18 protein-coding genes and 1 tRNA gene are annotated in these 14923 nt (G+C 54.9%); 8 read left to right on the top strand and 11 right to left on the bottom strand.

Annotation, left to right across the window (positions count from 1 at the left end):
* Positions 1–2: 2 nt before the first annotated feature.
* Together IEI95_RS18975 and IEI95_RS18970 are read left to right on the top strand one after the other, a co-directional pair.
* Positions 3–839, top strand: coding sequence for an inositol monophosphatase family protein (locus IEI95_RS18975; RefSeq protein ID WP_194416906.1), 837 nt, complete (start codon positions 3–5; stop codon positions 837–839).
* A 27-nt stretch (positions 840–866) separates the two neighbouring features.
* Positions 867–1688, top strand: coding sequence for an inositol monophosphatase family protein (locus IEI95_RS18970; RefSeq protein ID WP_156533193.1), 822 nt, complete (start codon positions 867–869; stop codon positions 1686–1688).
* 73 nt (positions 1689–1761) lie between these two features.
* Here IEI95_RS18970 and IEI95_RS18965 read toward each other — a convergent pair whose 3' ends face one another.
* The 5 genes from IEI95_RS18965 to purL form a co-directional block, all read right to left on the bottom strand.
* The gene (locus IEI95_RS18965; protein ID WP_156533327.1) at positions 1762–2967 is read right to left on the bottom strand and encodes a multidrug effflux MFS transporter; all 1206 of its coding nucleotides are present in this window, start codon (positions 2965–2967) and stop codon (positions 1762–1764) included.
* Between the two features lie 257 nt (positions 2968–3224).
* Positions 3225–3560 (bottom strand): Grx4 family monothiol glutaredoxin, encoded by a 336-nt coding sequence (gene grxD, locus IEI95_RS18960; RefSeq protein WP_015915811.1) that lies wholly within the window; start codon positions 3558–3560, stop codon positions 3225–3227.
* Between the two features lie 101 nt (positions 3561–3661).
* Positions 3662–3862 carry a hypothetical protein gene (locus IEI95_RS18955; protein ID WP_060715654.1) on the bottom strand — a complete coding sequence of 67 codons (201 nt, stop codon included), beginning with the start codon at positions 3860–3862 and terminating at the stop codon, positions 3662–3664.
* Positions 3863–3877: 15 nt separating this feature from the next.
* Complete coding sequence (locus IEI95_RS18950; RefSeq protein ID WP_015915812.1) at positions 3878–4114, bottom strand: BolA/IbaG family iron-sulfur metabolism protein; 237 nt, start codon at positions 4112–4114, stop codon at positions 3878–3880.
* Between the two features lie 39 nt (positions 4115–4153).
* Positions 4154–6391 (bottom strand): phosphoribosylformylglycinamidine synthase subunit PurL, encoded by a 2238-nt coding sequence (gene purL, locus IEI95_RS18945; RefSeq protein WP_194416905.1) that lies wholly within the window; start codon positions 6389–6391, stop codon positions 4154–4156.
* Positions 6392–6756: 365 nt separating this feature from the next.
* Between purL and IEI95_RS18940 the strand changes: the two genes are divergently transcribed.
* Positions 6757–7350: a DnaJ domain-containing protein gene (locus tag IEI95_RS18940; RefSeq protein ID WP_085946625.1), complete on the top strand. Its 594-nt coding sequence runs from the start codon at positions 6757–6759 to the stop codon at positions 7348–7350.
* Between the two features lie 753 nt (positions 7351–8103).
* Positions 8104–8508, top strand: a complete 405-nt coding sequence (locus tag IEI95_RS18935) for a helix-turn-helix domain-containing protein (RefSeq protein ID WP_156538159.1) — start codon at positions 8104–8106, stop codon at positions 8506–8508.
* A gap of 21 nt (positions 8509–8529) precedes the next feature.
* On the opposite strand, the gene lipB is transcribed toward IEI95_RS18935, so the two are convergent.
* Entirely contained in the window at positions 8530–9261 is a 732-nt protein-coding gene (gene lipB / locus IEI95_RS18930; protein ID WP_156533187.1) for a lipoyl(octanoyl) transferase LipB, read from the bottom strand.
* A gap of 498 nt (positions 9262–9759) precedes the next feature.
* Here lipB and IEI95_RS18925 point away from each other — a divergent pair.
* Together IEI95_RS18925 and IEI95_RS18920 are read left to right on the top strand one after the other, a co-directional pair.
* Positions 9760–9844, top strand: a tRNA-Leu gene (locus tag IEI95_RS18925).
* A gap of 261 nt (positions 9845–10105) precedes the next feature.
* Positions 10106–10936 (top strand): ABC transporter permease, encoded by an 831-nt coding sequence (locus IEI95_RS18920; RefSeq protein ID WP_156533185.1) that lies wholly within the window; start codon positions 10106–10108, stop codon positions 10934–10936.
* Positions 10937–10960: 24 nt separating this feature from the next.
* Here the strand turns inward: IEI95_RS18920 and IEI95_RS18915 are convergent, their stop codons facing one another.
* From IEI95_RS18915 to IEI95_RS18895, 5 genes are all read right to left on the bottom strand, one after another.
* Positions 10961–12028 (bottom strand): tyrosine-type recombinase/integrase, encoded by a 1068-nt coding sequence (locus IEI95_RS18915; RefSeq protein ID WP_234894816.1) that lies wholly within the window; start codon positions 12026–12028, stop codon positions 10961–10963.
* A 6-nt stretch (positions 12029–12034) separates the two neighbouring features.
* Positions 12035–12241 (bottom strand): hypothetical protein, encoded by a 207-nt coding sequence (locus IEI95_RS18910; protein WP_156538158.1) that lies wholly within the window; start codon positions 12239–12241, stop codon positions 12035–12037.
* A complete protein-coding gene (locus tag IEI95_RS18905; RefSeq protein WP_156538157.1) occupies positions 12228–12668 on the bottom strand; it encodes a hypothetical protein in 441 nt (146 codons plus the stop codon). The genes IEI95_RS18910 and IEI95_RS18905 overlap by 14 nt, the downstream gene beginning before the upstream one ends.
* A gap of 273 nt (positions 12669–12941) precedes the next feature.
* Complete coding sequence (gene relB, locus IEI95_RS18900; RefSeq protein ID WP_234934239.1) at positions 12942–13691, bottom strand: type II toxin-antitoxin system RelB family anti-toxin; 750 nt, start codon at positions 13689–13691, stop codon at positions 12942–12944.
* Between the two features lie 97 nt (positions 13692–13788).
* The gene (locus IEI95_RS18895) at positions 13789–14007 is read right to left on the bottom strand and encodes a hypothetical protein (RefSeq protein ID WP_156538156.1); all 219 of its coding nucleotides are present in this window, start codon (positions 14005–14007) and stop codon (positions 13789–13791) included.
* A gap of 104 nt (positions 14008–14111) precedes the next feature.
* Here IEI95_RS18895 and IEI95_RS18890 point away from each other — a divergent pair, with 104 nt between their 5' ends.
* Entirely contained in the window at positions 14112–14609 is a 498-nt protein-coding gene (locus IEI95_RS18890; RefSeq protein ID WP_156538155.1) for a hypothetical protein, read from the top strand.
* Positions 14606–14842, top strand: a complete 237-nt coding sequence (locus IEI95_RS18885) for a hypothetical protein (protein ID WP_194416904.1) — start codon at positions 14606–14608, stop codon at positions 14840–14842. Before IEI95_RS18890 ends, IEI95_RS18885 begins: the two co-directional genes overlap by 4 nt.
* Positions 14843–14923 lie beyond the last annotated feature (81 nt).

The raw sequence follows: 14923 nt of genomic DNA, 5'->3' as shown, positions 1-14923 counted from the left end.
AAGTGCCTCCCGTGTTTCAAGATCGTGATATCGACGCCGTCCTGCAAATCGTCAAGGACGCCGCCGCCAGCCAGATCGTGCCTCGTTTTCGCCGTCTCGGCGTTTCCGATATTTCCGAAAAGAAATCCTCTATCGATCTCGTCACAGAGGCCGATCTTCTGTCGGAAAAGCAGATGACGGACGCTTTTCTGGCCCGCTGGCCCGGTGCCTTGATCGTCGGTGAGGAGGCATGCGAAACCAATCCAGGCGTGATCGACGCGTTGAGGGATGCGGAGCTGGCATTCGTCATCGATCCGGTCGACGGAACGTTCAATTTCCAGGCTGGCCTGCCTTTGCATGCTACCAATCTCGCCGTTGTGGTGCGCGGTGAGACTGTGGCGGGGATTATCCACGAATCGGTACTTGGCGATACGCTGGTGGCCTCCCGCGGTGCCGGTGCGCAGTTTTTGCGTGCCGATGGCGAGCGCGTGCCGGTCAAGGTGGCTGCCCCATGCGATCTCTCGGCCATGGTGGGAACGATTTCCATCAATGAATTGACGGGCGAGGAAAAGCGGCGGATTGCTGGTAATCTCACAAAGACGAAGATGGCCTTCGCCTTCAATTGCTCTGCCTATGAATATTGGCTGGTTGCCACCGGCAAAGTTCATTTCATCGGCCATTACAAATTGATGCCCTGGGACCATTTGGCCGGTGTGCTGATCCACCAAGAGGCTGGCGGCGTGACTGCCAGATTCGATGGCAGCCCCTATCGTCCCGGCGATACCACCGGCGGCATCCTGACGGCACCGGATCGCGACAGCTGGGAGATGATTCTACGCGAAGTGATCCAGGCGCGATAAGACTGACAAACTCTAAAAGGAACAGACATGGCCGATATCGACATTGCAGCCCTTGCCAATCTTCTGCAGGAAGCGGCAGTCACGGAAATCCTGCCGCGTTTTCGCAATCTGGGCGAGGGCGATGTGCGGATGAAAACCGAGGCCATCGATCTGGTCACCGAGGCCGATGAAGCAGCGGAGCGGTTGATCCACAGCCGTATCAAGGAGTTGATGCCGGATGCTGTCTTCATTGGTGAGGAAGCGGTTGCCGCTGATCCGGCCCTGCTGGACAAGCTGGCGGATGCGGAGTTGGCCGTGGTAGTCGATCCCATCGACGGTACCTTTAATTTTGCGGCCGGCCTGCCGCTGTTCGGGGTTATGCTCAGCGTCGTACGTCAGGGCGAAACCGTTGCGGGCCTGATTTACGACCCGATGGGCAACGACTGGGCAATCGTTGAAAAAGGCAGTGGCGCCTGGCTCTGCAAACCCGATGGCAACCAGGAAAAGATGGAGGTGCGCCCGGCACCCGATCTCGCCCAGATGATCGGCATTGCCAATGTCGGCTTCTTCGAACTGGAGGCGCGCCGCAAGCTGCTGGTCAATCTGGCTGAGGTGCGGCTGTTCACCAGCTATCGCTGTGCTGCCCACGAATACCGCATTCTCTGCCAGGGCCATATGCATTTTGCCATGTATAACAAGCTGATGCCATGGGATCACCTGGCTGGCACGCTGATGGCCCAGGAGGCAGGCGCCTATGCTGCCCGCTTCGACGGCTCAGCCTACCTGCCGCACCACACCAACGGCGGCCTGCTGATTGCCCCAGACAAAGAAAGCTGGACCGAATTGCGGGAAAAGATTTTCAACGTTTAAAATCTCCGTTTACCCCATAAAAAAAGCCACGGCAGGTGATCTGCCGTGGCTTTTTTGTTCGGATATCCGATTGTTAGACCTTTGGGTTATGCGGCTGAAACAGCTTGCCTTTTTCGGCAATCAGCACGAAGACCAAACCGATAACGCCGAGAAAGAAGTAGCCTGCGACCAGCGGGCGGGATGTTCCATCGAAGGCCTGACCGACGATAGCGCCGAGAACCGAGCCGCCGACGGTGGAAATGAAGCCGAGGACCGAGGAGGCCGTTCCGGCGACGTGGCCGAGCGGTTCGATGGCAAGCGTCTGGAAATTGCCGCCGATCCAGCCGAACTGGAACATCGAGATGGCAAAGAATGTCATGAACACCACGAAGGGCAATGGTGTCGGCCCGAAAGTTTCGGCCAGCAACCATAGGGCATTGATGGCGATGAAGCCGAGAAGCGAGCCATGAGACAGGCGCCGCATACCAATTCGCCCGACCAGCTTCGAATTGACATAGGACGACAGCGCCATGAAAATCGCCACGGCAGCAAAGGCGAATGGAAACCAGACGCCCAGACCATAAATGCCCATGTAGATCTGCTGGGCTGAGTTAATGAAGCCGAACAGCGCCCCGAAGATGAAGGTGCTTGCCAGTGTGTAGAACAGGGCAATGCGGTTGGTCAGGACGATCTTGAAGCCCTGGAGGATGACTTTCGGGGTGAATTCCCGTCGATTTTCGGGATCGAGTGTTTCCGGTAGCCGCATCTGCATCCAGATGCTGGTGAGAATGCCGCCAACAGCAATGAACAGGAAGATCAGGTGCCAGTTGCCGAAGAACATGATGATCTGACCGGTTCCGGGGGCGACGACCGGGATAATCATGAAAACCATCATGATCAGCGACATCACCTCCGCCATCTGGCGTCCGCCGTAGACATCGCGCACGATGGAAATGGTGATCACCCGGGTTCCAGCCGAGCCGGCACCCTGGATGAAGCGCAGGATCAGCAATCCGGCGAAGCTTGGCACAATGGTGATCGCCAGTGCTGCCAGAACATAGACGATGAGACCGATCAACATCGGCGTGCGCCGCCCGAACCGATCCGACAGCGGGCCATAGATCAATTGCGCGCAGCCAAACCCGATCAGGTATGACGTCACGACATATTGCCGGTGATTTTCATTGACGACATTGAGGGCTTCGCCGATCTGCTGCAAGGCAGGAAGCATGATGTCGATCGCCAACGCGTTCATTGCCATCAATGCGGCGCAGAGAAAGACGAATTCCAGCTTGCTCATGCCTTGCAAGGCAGCTGGAGCGGAACGAATGGGAGCTGTCATGGGAAAACATGTCCTGGAAAATCAAAAGGCGTCGCAAGGCGCGACGCCCTTATCAGATACTGCATTAATCCCTCAATCGGAATCGATTATGAGAGCCGTGCTGTCGATAGGCTTGTAGCTGACCGCTGTGTGCGTCAAATTTGCCGCACCGCAATATGCGCAAAGGCGTCGATAGGAACAAGCCCGGAATACTACCGGGCTTTATCCAGTTCGCGTCAGGCGGCGCCGCGAACGGCAATGCCTTTTTCCTCGAGGTGAGACTGCAACTCACCGGCCTGGAACATTTCCCGGACGATATCGCATCCGCCGATGAATTCGCCCTTCACATAAAGTTGCGGAATGGTCGGCCAGTTGGAATAGGTCTTGATGCCTTCGCGAATTTCCTGGTCGGCGAGCACATTGATGCCTTTGTAGTCGATGCCGAGATAATCGAGCATCTGTACGACCTGGCCCGAAAATCCGCATTGCGGAAACTGGGGCGTGCCCTTCATGAAAAGCACGACATCATTGCTTTTTACAGCATTATCAATGAATTCGTTTACACCGCTCATGGATTTATCCTTTCACATGCGGGTCAAGGCCGCAGTATTCCATTGCCTATATAGGCGCATTTTGCCGAAATTTCAAAAGTCAAAACGGAAACAGACGGTCATCAGCCCCGATTGCGGGTGACGCGCCGGGCCTGACGGGCAGCCTTGTTGCGGGTATTCGCTCGCGTCGGCTCGACCTTCTTGTCGGCAGCAGGCGCATTCAACCGTTGCAGGCGGGCCTGCTTGTATTTCTTTCGGTCGGACATTTCAGCTTTCACCGATTTGATCAGTGAGGAGAAAAACGAGGTAATCGGGTTGCTCATGATGATGTGATACCGTCAGGCTTCGGGGATGGAGGTTTGCAGGGCGAGGGCATGCAGCACCCCGCCCATATTGCCTTTCAGGGCATCGTAGACCATCTGGTGCTGCTGCACGCGCGACTTGCCGCGAAAGGCTTCGGCCACGACTTCAGCGGCATAGTGGTCGCCATCGCCAGCCAGATCGCGGATGACGACCTTGGCGCCGGGAATACCCGCTTTGATCATGTCTTCGATATCGCCGGGCTTCATAGCCATGGTTCTGCTCCCATTCTGATCTTTTTGCGCGCCTGATATTTACTGCGCGGCGGCCAGGGTTTCAGCCTTGCCATCCATGAAGTCAGGGAACCACGATTCATGCGTGTTGCGCAATTCCTCAACGGTGATTGTACACATACCGTCGATGACAAGCGCATCGCCGCCAACCTTGCCAAGACGGCGGAACGGTACACCCGCACCTTCAGCATTCGCACAGATGAAATTGGCAAGATCAGCCGGAACCGTGACAACATAGCGGGCCTGGTCTTCACCAAACAGCAGCGCATGGGCTGGGCCGCGGCTTTCTGACAGGTCGATGGAAAGGCCCTTGGACGAGGCCATCGCCATTTCGGCCAGAGCAATCCCGAGACCACCAGAGGAAATGTCATGGCAGGCAGTTACCTGACCATTGCGGATCGCCGAGCGGATGAAATCGCCATTGCGGCGCTCGGCATGCAGGTCCACCTCAGGCGCCGGGCCATCGGTGCGGCCAAGAAGGTCACGCAGATAGATCGAGCTGCCGAGATGGGAGCCATCGGTGCCGATCAGCAGGACATGATCGCCATCCTGGGCGCCGCCGATTTTCGCCATCCGGCTCCAGTCGGGCAACAGGCCAACGCCGGCAATGGTCGGGGTCGGTAGGATCGCGACGCCATTGGTTTCGTTATACAGCGAGACATTGCCCGAGACGATCGGGAAATCCAGCGCCCGGCAGGCTTCGCCGATGCCCTTGATGGCTTCCACCAGCTGGCCCATGATTTCGGGCTTTTCGGGATTGCCGAAGTTGAGGTTGTCGGTGGCGGCCAGCGGCTCGGCGCCGGTCGCGGTAATGTTGCGCCAGCATTCAGCCACGGCCTGCTTACCGCCTTCAAACGGATCGGCTTCGACATAACGCGGCGTGACATCCGAGGAGAAGGCCAGTGCCTTGGTCGGATGATTTTCCACCCGCACTACGCCCGCGTCACCGCCGGGAAGCTGAAGCGAATTCCCCTGGATCAGCGTATCATATTGTTCATAGACCCAGCGGCGGCTGGACTGGTTGGCCGAACCGACCAGCGACAGAATAGCGGCGCGGTAATCGGCTGGCTCGTCCACCAGATTGGCGGGCAGGGGGCCGCGCTTGTCTGATTCGCGCCATGGGCGGTCATATTCGGGTGCCTGATCGCCTAAGTCCTTGATCGGCAGATTGGCGACTTCCTCGCCTTGATGTAGGATGCGGAAGCGCAGGTCGTCGGTGGTTTTGCCGACAATAGCGAAATCCAGGCCCCATTTGACGAAGATCTCCTTGGCGACCTCTTCCTTGGATGGCTCCAGCACCATCAGCATGCGCTCCTGGCTTTCCGAGAGCATCATTTCATAGGCGGTCATATTTTCTTCGCGCACCGGCACGGTGTCGAGGTCAAGCTCGATGCCGAGATCGCCCTTGGCACCCATTTCCACCGCCGAACAGGTGAGACCGGCGGCACCCATGTCCTGAATGGCGATGACCGCACCGGTCTTCATCAGTTCAAGGCAGGCTTCCAGCAGGCATTTTTCGGTGAAGGGGTCGCCGACCTGTACGGTCGGGCGCTTTTCGTCGATGGATTCGTCGAATTCCGCCGACGCCATGGTCGCGCCGCCGACGCCATCGCGGCCGGTTTTGGCGCCGAGATAGACGACCGGCAGGCCAACGCCCTTGGCCTCGGACAGGAAGATCGCGTCCGACTTTGCAAGGCCAGCGGCAAAGGCGTTGACCAGGATATTGCCGTTATAGCGCTCGTCGAATTCCACTTCGCCGCCCACGGTGGGAACTCCAAAGGCATTGCCATAGCCGCCGACGCCAGCCACAACGCCGGAGACGAGATGCCGTGTCTTCGGATGATCCGGTGCGCCGAAGCGCAGCGCGTTCATGGCGGCAATCGGACGCGCGCCCATGGTGAAAACGTCGCGCAGAATGCCGCCAACACCGGTCGCAGCACCTTGATAAGGTTCGATATAAGAAGGGTGGTTGTGGCTTTCCATCTTGAAGACCACGCAATCGCCATCATCGATATCGACCACGCCTGCATTTTCGCCCGGACCTTGAATAACGCGCGCGCCCGTGGTGGGCAGGGTGCGCAGCCAGCGCTTGGAAGATTTGTAGGAGCAATGTTCGTTCCACATGGCCGAGAAAATACCAAGCTCGGTAAATGTCGGCTCCCGTCCGATCAATTGCAGAATCCGGTCATATTCCTCCGGCTTCAGGCCGTGGGAGGCTACCAGTTCCGGGGTGATCGGGATGGAATTCGGGATCGTCATGGCTCTCTCTTGCACTGGGAGTGAGAATTTTGCCGCCCTTTTATAACAGGCAATTCATTCGCGCGACTGGAAAATGTGGCTGCGGCGGGTAAAATGCGGCCTTTCCAAGGTTTGCGTGTCGATGGCTTATCTGTGACCGGATCTGCGCAAATTCCAGGGCTGGTGAAAGCGCGGTTTATGGCATCTCAGACAATCTGTTTGGGGATAGACCATTTCTTTTCACATTTTCGCCCCGGCCTGCGGTAAACTTATGCGCGATGTAAGCGAGGCGGATGAGCCTGTGTTACAGCCATGCGAAACGTCTGCCCGCTTTGCCGGGCCGGTTGGAATTCTAGACAGGTGCCTTTGTGATCGATCCTTATGTCATGCTGGGTTTGGAGCGCGATGCCGATGAGGCGGCGGTCAAGGCGGCGTATCGCAAGAAGGCCAAGAGCGCCCATCCAGATGCCGGCGGCGACCCGGATGAATTTGGCAGGATCACTACGTCCTACGATCTCTTGAAGGATCCGGTTCGCCGTAAGGTCTATGATGATACCGGCTATGATCCGCAATTGGCCGATGTTGCCGACCTGAAGGGCTTGATGGTGCTGGAATCGCTGATTAACGACATGATTCTTGACGAGCGCGAGCCCGGCAGTTTCGATCCGGTCGCGGGCCTGCGCCGCAAGTTGACGGACGATATCCTCAAAGCCCGGTTTCATATTCTGGAACTGGAGCGTCACCGCACCCGTATCCGCAAGCATGTGGATCGTATTGGCCGGCGACCTGAAACCGATGTGCTCGGCTCGATGTTGCGCGCCCGCACCCAGTCGATTGCCGAAGCGATCAAGAATGCCGAAACCCAGATCGACGCCATCGAGCGCGCCTATTCCATGCTAGAGGGCTATTCCTACGAGCTGGAACCACTGGTGGAGACGCTGTCCGATCCTGTTCCGGATCTGCCGAAGGCGGCTGAATAGCATCGGCCCGAAAAGTGTGGCGCGGTTTTCGGATAAGCCGATGCTTGGAGGAAGCCATCGGCCCGAAAAGTGTGAAGCGGCTTATCGCGCGCACCATCATTCAAAAAAATAATCCAAACAGAAAAGCGTTGCGGTTGTCTGTTGGTTCGTGTCGATTCGCCCTGGCTTGGCCGCCTCAAAAAAAGACATTCAATTTCCATTGGAATAAAAATGGATCATTTTGGAGCGTCGCTTATTGGGTTCGTTAACGCGCCCTTAAGTCCTGTCGACAGAAGCCGATAAGGATACGTCGGGTCCGATCAGCTTATTCAATGGACTTCAATTCATCGCTTTCCCGTTGAAAAATATTGTCTTTTTCAAGCATTAATTTCGAATTACCGAGCGTTTGGCCGAGAGTCTGCTGGCTGGTATTTAAATATGACAGTCGTGAAAACGAATTTTGTCGTGAGGCGCCATTGCGGCACAGTTTCAATTTTCGTAATTTGCGACGTCAGGATAATTTTTTCTGCGGCGTGGAACCAATTGAGACGGCGGACATTTCTGTTGCGGTTTTAAACGGTTCAACGGCGTGGCAATCCGATGGGCGCGTATTTTTAACCCGGATGCGCGGCAGACGGATTTCGATTTGGATCTATTTTAAGCTGGCAATCATGCGGGTAAAAAATTTGTCGAAGGCGTGGGCCTTTGGCGAGAGGCGGTCAAGGGATGTCGGGTGGCTGGGAATCATCGGCGTTTTTTCACGGAGATCGTATTATGGGGCTTTACGATATTAACCGGCTACTGAATGTGAATGACGATACCTTGGGCGGGCGACTTGCAACTGCGCGGGATTGTGCAGGCATGGATCTCGCCGATTTGGCCTCGATCGCAGGCGTGCCGGTTGCGAAATTGCGCTCATGGGAGGCGGACCGCAGTGAAGCCGATGCCAGAAGTCTTGGATTGGTTGCCGATGGTCTTGGCGTTTGCCGCCAATGGCTGATGACAGGCAACGGGCGCGGTCCAGACGAAGAGGACAATGGCGGCGATGCGGAGGACGACATGCTTTTGGTCATGCGCCGCGAGCTTGATCGTTTGACCCATATGTATCAGGAAACCGGCAGCATGATCGAAATCCTGCACCGCAGGATTGGCGATTTGGAGCAGCGGTCCAGCCGGTAATGGGTGCCTTTCAGGCGCGAATTACCGTGGCTTTGGATCCTGGTCGGCCACTGTCGGGCCGAACACCGTTTCAAATGCTTCTTTGAGATAAATATCGACATCGGTCATCGTCACAGGCAGACCGAGATCGACAAGGCTGGTGACGCCATAGGCAGAGATGCCACAGGGTACGATACCGCTGAAATGAGACAAGTCTGGCTCGACATTTAAAGACAGGCCGTGAAAGCTGACCCAGCGTCGCAGACGAATGCCAAGCGCGGCGATCTTGTCTTCAGTAACGCTACCGTCCGGTAGAGGTGCCTTATCTGGCCGGCGAACCCAGACCCCGACCCGATCTTCTCGTCGCTCGCCGCGAATATTCATCATATCCAGTGTTTTGATAATAACGTCTTCCAGGGCGGCGACATAGGCTCGTACGTCCTGGCGGCGCCGCTTCAAATCCAGCATGACATAGACGACACGCTGGCCCGGCCCGTGATAGGTATATTCACCACCACGTCCGGTGGCAAAAACCGGAAAGCGTTGCGTGTCGATCAAATCCTTCGGATCGGCACTGGTGCCTGCCGTGTAGATCGGCGGATGTTCCAGCAGCCAGATCAGCTCGTCGGTGGTGCCATCGGCAATCGCTGCCACTTCCTCCTCCATCACGCGCAACGCATCCTCATAGCCAACCAGTCCGTCGCTGACCCGCCACCGGATCGGCGCATTGCCAGGGCTGGCAAGCATGGACTTATCGAGATCGGAACGAAGCATGAGACACTATCCTTAAGGGCACAATTGGCGGTCGCCATCGTGTGGTTGGTTTATAGCGCCGCACCTCCTATATGGGGCGGCAGTATAACACTTTAAGTTTGTTGCATAATTTTCTCTACGCCGACTTCGGCTGAAAGAATTATGCAATGGTGAAATGGCACCGTCGTTAAACGGGCGCACATACTGATGTTCAATCTTTGCGCGAATCAGACAAGGTTAAGGAGAAGATGTGCGCGCCTTCTCGCCTTGATTATAACGGCAAGGGAGCATGAGCGGTGATCTCCAATGACTCAATCTTATGAGGTTCATTCTGCTTATAAGGTTCATTCCAGCAGCGCGCCGCATTTCACCCTGCATTTGGCCCGGCTGGAGCGAGTTTTCAACAGACAATTCAATGCTGTGGAGCGATTTCATAAAAATGTTGCAAGCCGCCCTTGTGTACCCCCGATGCATTTGCTAGATGCAGCCCGTCGACGCAAGTCGGTACTCTACCACGATGCGGTCGTGGCGGAATTGGTAGACGCGCAGCGTTGAGGTCGCTGTGGGGCAACCCGTGGAAGTTCGAGTCTTCTCGACCGCACCAAGAACCCGGCTTTAGGCCGGGTTTTTCTTTTTTGTTCAACAGGTTAAGTTTTGATGTGTCCCACGTCAAAATGGTGCGTGGGACATGTCTGGCCGGTTTAGCGCTTACTGGCTAGCGCTCAGCGCTTCACTGAGCGCCATAGACGTCGCTTGTTTTTGCTTCTGATTGGCCGTGCTAAACGTTGAATGGTCGGTACTCCGGACCCGGAAAAGCCGGATTTTCGCTTTACCTTGAAAGTGGTCAAAGATCGGGAAGAATATCGTGACAGAGATTAGCGCGCAAACGATAAAGAGGGCTGAGGTCGAGCCAAAGATTTCGGTGAAAGATGCGTTGCGGCAAAAGCTAAACGTGATGCATGCTGTTATCATGCGCGACATACGCAGCCGCTACTTTAACCACGGCCTAGGCTTCTTAATCGTGCCGCTTTTTCCTGTTGCACATATTCTTTTGCTTTTAACTGTATATAACGTGGTGGGAAAAAAATCTGAATTTGGTGATGATCTTCAGTTGTTTTTTGCTACTGGGTTGCTGCCTGTTATGACTTTTATGTATGTGTCTCGATTTATGTCCATATCCTTGATTGCAAACAAATCTATGATGTCATTCCCAGTGGTTCGGTTGCTCGATATAGTATTGGCAAGGGCTTTTTTGGAATTTATCGGAATTGTTATCTCTTTTATATTAATATATATATATCTTATATCGACGGGTAGTAATCCGGTTCCTATTCATCCTTCGGAAGCCTTAACGGCGTTCTTTTTTACAGTAATTTTGTCAATTGGATTCGGAATAAGCGCCAGCGTAATCTCAGCCATTCTTCCCATTTTTCCGATGATTTATGGATTTTCAATGGTGGTAGTATATCTAACCTCAGGTGCGCCAATCTATCTTAATTCGTTTCCAGAAGTGGCTTTGCGTGCCGTTTCCTGGAATCCAGTATTTCATGCAGTCGAATGGGTACGATCAGCATACTATCTGGGCTATCCTACCGAATTTATTGACAAGCAGTATCTCATTGGATTCTCAATTGGCAGTGTTTGCTTCGGACTGGTTCTTGAGCGGTTGCTGCGGAGATACGCACTTGAGAACTGATTTCCAAGCAAAATATGGCAGTGGTCACAGCCAAGCATCTGAGGCATCTAGCCGGTCCATCGCTTGCTGCGCGAGCTTCCAGCGTTCCACACGGCGGGTATAAACCTCGCTTGTTTTGGCTTCTGAGTGTCCGAGAATGGCCATGATTTCATATTGGCTGCAGCCTTGTTCGGCCAGCAACTCGGCCAGACCTTTGCGCACGCCGTGAGCAGAGAGGTGATTCAAACCCGCATCAATGCACCAGCGCTTGAACATGGCCGACATGGAATCGCCGCTTGCAAAGGGTTTGTTGCCGCGTGCCACGATATAGGTTTTTGCTATTGCGGCTTGGCTATGGATTGCGGCCTTTAACGGCTTGAGCAGGGGAATGATCACTTCGGATGAGCCCTTCTTTGCTGGCACCCATCGCAGCGCCTCCAGCCCGTCCAAAATGCACTCATGTCTTGGGCCAAGGAATGTTAGGTCTTCGATGCGGCATCCTGTCCAGAGCAGGATGGACATTGCAATGAAAGGCTTGGAGCCCGGCTTATGGTGGGCAAAGAAGCGTTTCACATCTGCGGATTTCCAAGGCGTTGCCCCGTCGCCTTTTTTATAGATCCGGTCAATTCCCTTGGCTGGATTGGTCTTAAGGTGGCCACGCTTTATTGCCCACTCATACATGACGCTGATCGCTTCGATGAAGGCATCCGCTTGGGCGGGCGTGCTGGCCATTTTATCCTGCATTTCGATCAGCTTTGGTTGCGGGATGAGCATAATCCTGTCTGGATCCTCAATCAGCCGGGCCAGCAGGTTTCGTTTCTTCTTCAGCGTTTTCGCGCTGGACAGGCGGGCCTTTACCCTTTGCTCCATGTATTCAAAATAACTGTGCACCAGCCAGCCAATGGACCTGGGCTTGACCACCTCGGATGCCTTCTTCAAAGGTACCGGCTGTTCTCCATAGCGGGCAAGCGTATATTGGCGGCTGAAATCTTCATCGCCTGGCAGGCAGAAAATGCGAATGCGCTGTTTCGGGTTGCCAATCACGCGGACGCGGTAACGAACATTGCCCGAAGGCAATTCTTCCTTGATAAGGCCGGGATAGCTGACTTTCATGACGTCCTACCATTCTTTAAGGTCAAGAGAGGCTGGTTCGACATCGCTTTCAGCGCTGCCAGTAAATCGTATCTCGACCGTGCCGTCATGGATAAGCAGGCGATCTACCATAAGGCCTGCGCGTCTGGCGGCCTTCAAGGCAGCGGCCATGGCATGCTCGCTGGCACGCTTTCTGGCGGGTGGTGTCACCAAAGTCTGATCAGCCTTTCGCATTCTGTTTCTCCTGCGGCTGTGGGTGTGAGATATTGAAAGCCATCGCGCTGCAGCGTTCCCTTCTGTCGCGCTCGGCGCGTGCAACGGCCAGGATGGAGAGGTCAGGAAGGGTGATGCGGCTGCCATCGTCCCTAATCGTGATGTGGGTGCGAATAAATGGAAACTGTTCTGGCAGAACGCCTTTGCGGACCTCAACCTGTCGCTTCTGGGTGAGGCGGCTGTCCCGTTGTGGCTTCTTGGATGTTTCTTTTGGCAGAAACCACAATCCCTTGCGATTGTGGGTGCATCCAAGCCGGCGAAGCCAGCCGCGAACTGAATCGATAGAGCAGGGGACAGACTTTGCGATCTCGGCTGGCGTTGCGCCATCTCCGATCATGTTTAGTAACTCACGGTCAACTGGCCGGTTGATGTCTTTAATAAATGCCAATTTCAGTGCTCCTTGTCGCTGGAACTGCAAAGCGGGCGCAGATCGGCGTTCGCGGGCTGGGTATCGTGCCGCGTTACATCCAACTCATCTTTGCCTGCTGTTTGATGCACTCAAGCCGCACGGCTTAAATATGCCGCCATCGAATTGATGGTGAACGCAATATTGCCAAATAGGCAATAATCGTCAAGCTAAAATTTGTCTATTTGGCAAATTTATAAAAAATACAAAAAAGCCCAGAAACATCTGGGCCTTTTTATTGCGTGCGATGTCTTGCTACCGCCCTGAGATCATCTTGCGTATGCGCCTATGGCGCTCAGATGGTGCTGCCCTTTTCCATTGACCGCTTCTGATGACCGATTGAATGGAGGCGACCCACACCAACTCGACCCCTCTTATGGGTGGTGCGTTGTGGCTTTCGAGGTCATAAGTTCCGGCTTCTGCACCTTTGTGGACGCGCTTGAGATATCGACGGCCATCCCGCGTTCTGACAGCGGCTTCCCAGCCAAGTACGTCTTCTGGGATGATGCTCTGAGACCAGCAAATTATAATATCGCCATCATCATATCGCGGCCACATTGAATCGCCGCTGACCTCGAAGGCCAGGGCATCGTCGGGAATGGGAAAAGGTGTCTCGACTTCATGTAGGCCGTCAGGTGGTACCTGCTCTTCATCTGGCGAAATTTCGGCTCCAGCACCAATGCGCCCCATCACAGCTACAACATTCGCTTTCGGTTCATTGCTCTTAATTAGAATCTCTTGAGGCTCGACACCCAAAGCGTGCGCAAAGAGGTTGAGATTTTTGACCGACAGGTTGCGGTCTCCATTCTCTAGCCTCGACACATATGACGTCGATAAGCCAGTCGCTTCCGCTACTTGCTCGATTGTCATACCCCGTTCTTCTCGGAGCGTATTCAGTCTGTTAGGGTATTGTTTGTCCATATGGCAAAAATGCTCAGTTTGAAGCTCCAGCGCCATAGCCAAATAGGCAAAATAACTCTTGACTAAAAATTGCCTATTTGGCAAGTAATGTTACATGGATGCTTTTAGGACGTATTTGGACGAATCCGGTGAGAGGTTGTCGAGCTTTGCGCTCCGTATCGGGCGCGCGCCGAGTACATTGTCACGTGTACTGTCCGGTCAACGTGATCCCAGTATCGATTTGGCCCGGGACATTGAACGCGGCACAGACCAGCGTGTAACTGCCATTCAATTTCTTGAAATTTGCCTCAGCAAACGGAAATCCAGTTGATGACTTGGATAATCTTTTTGCTTGTCTATCCAAAAGGCTTCTCCTGGCCATTTGGCGGCTGCCTCCGCGCGGATCGTTATCGTTTTGCATGCGGGCCTCCCTGAGTATCTGACGGCCCATTCCTCACATTTTTGATCAATTCCCACCACGGGAAAAACGCCGGAGATTTCCCGGCGCGGGAAAGGTTTTGTCTCATGCAAACAAGCGCTTGGTTTCATCGCATCAAAGCGGCGCAGCGTGACCTGATTAGGCTTGCTGGCGGCATCGATCGGGCATCTGAGATCTCGTCTGTTTCTCCCAGTCATATCGGCCGGATGAACAATCCGCGTGATACGGACCTGATGCCGATTTCGGTTGTCTATGCCCTGGAGAGCGAATGCGGCCTGCCTCTTGTCACCTCGGCTATGGCGGAATTGAGCGGTCGGCGGTTGACGGACCCGGAAGGCGACCGTGCCGTCGAGCAAAGCGCCATCCTTGCCTATGCTGATATGATGCAGCAGGCTGGTGATCTTTTCTCCGGTGCGGCCATTGCCTTTTCCGATCTCGTTGCGACGCCAGCGGAAGCCACCAAGATGGACCGGGATGCGGCTGCGCTCGAAGCGAAGATTGGTGTGTTCCGCAAGGCGCTTGCCGGTGTGAAAGCGCGGGGTGGGGAAAAATTCGGCCTGCGGGTTGTGGGAGATCAGCCATGATCGACGCAACCTTGACCCCGCTGTTCGAGCGGCCCTTGAGTGCGCGGGCACGGGGCTTCCTGCGCAAGCTCAAAATCCATGGTGGTCAGCTGATCGTGCGTGATGGCCCTGACCGGCGGTTGGCGGATGACTGCCGTGCCTGCGGCTATGTGCTGATCCGCGAGGATCATAAGACGGTGCTGCTGACCGGTTTGGGTCAGGCTTACCTTGATCGTCTGATGAGGGCGAACTGATGGCCGGTTATGTGTCAGTCAAGTTTCCCAAGCCCGGTTCTGCCGGGCTTTCCCTTATTCTCGCAGCGAACAAGGTGGCCG

This window comes from Agrobacterium vitis (assembly GCF_014926405.1).
GTDB lineage: Bacteria > Pseudomonadota > Alphaproteobacteria > Rhizobiales > Rhizobiaceae > Allorhizobium > Allorhizobium vitis_H.
This window is presented reverse-complemented; position numbering and strand designations above follow the sequence as displayed.

Excerpts from the sequence above, each read along its gene's own strand:
- IEI95_RS18970 (WP_156533193.1), top strand. The coding sequence starts at position 867 with ATGGCCGATATCGACATTGCAGCCCTTGCCAATCTTCTGCAGGAAGCG.
- IEI95_RS18965 (WP_156533327.1), bottom strand. The coding sequence starts at position 2,967 with ATGAGCAAGCTGGAATTCGTCTTTCTCTGCGCCGCATTGATGGCAATG.
- grxD (WP_015915811.1), bottom strand. The coding sequence starts at position 3,560 with ATGAGCGGTGTAAACGAATTCATTGATAATGCTGTAAAAAGCAATGAT.
- IEI95_RS18955 (WP_060715654.1), bottom strand. The coding sequence starts at position 3,862 with ATGAGCAACCCGATTACCTCGTTTTTCTCCTCACTGATCAAATCGGTG.
- IEI95_RS18950 (WP_015915812.1), bottom strand. The coding sequence starts at position 4,114 with ATGGCTATGAAGCCCGGCGATATCGAAGACATGATCAAAGCGGGTATT.
- purL (WP_194416905.1), bottom strand. The coding sequence starts at position 6,391 with ATGACGATCCCGAATTCCATCCCGATCACCCCGGAACTGGTAGCCTCC.
- IEI95_RS18940 (WP_085946625.1), top strand. The coding sequence starts at position 6,757 with ATGCTGGGTTTGGAGCGCGATGCCGATGAGGCGGCGGTCAAGGCGGCG.
- IEI95_RS18935 (WP_156538159.1), top strand. The coding sequence starts at position 8,104 with ATGGGGCTTTACGATATTAACCGGCTACTGAATGTGAATGACGATACC.
- lipB (WP_156533187.1), bottom strand. The coding sequence starts at position 9,261 with ATGCTTCGTTCCGATCTCGATAAGTCCATGCTTGCCAGCCCTGGCAAT.
- IEI95_RS18915 (WP_234894816.1), bottom strand. The coding sequence starts at position 12,028 with ATGAAAGTCAGCTATCCCGGCCTTATCAAGGAAGAATTGCCTTCGGGC.
- IEI95_RS18910 (WP_156538158.1), bottom strand. The coding sequence starts at position 12,241 with ATGCGAAAGGCTGATCAGACTTTGGTGACACCACCCGCCAGAAAGCGT.
- IEI95_RS18895 (WP_156538156.1), bottom strand. The coding sequence starts at position 14,007 with ATGCAAAACGATAACGATCCGCGCGGAGGCAGCCGCCAAATGGCCAGG.
- IEI95_RS18890 (WP_156538155.1), top strand. The coding sequence starts at position 14,112 with ATGCAAACAAGCGCTTGGTTTCATCGCATCAAAGCGGCGCAGCGTGAC.
- IEI95_RS18885 (WP_194416904.1), top strand. The coding sequence starts at position 14,606 with ATGATCGACGCAACCTTGACCCCGCTGTTCGAGCGGCCCTTGAGTGCG.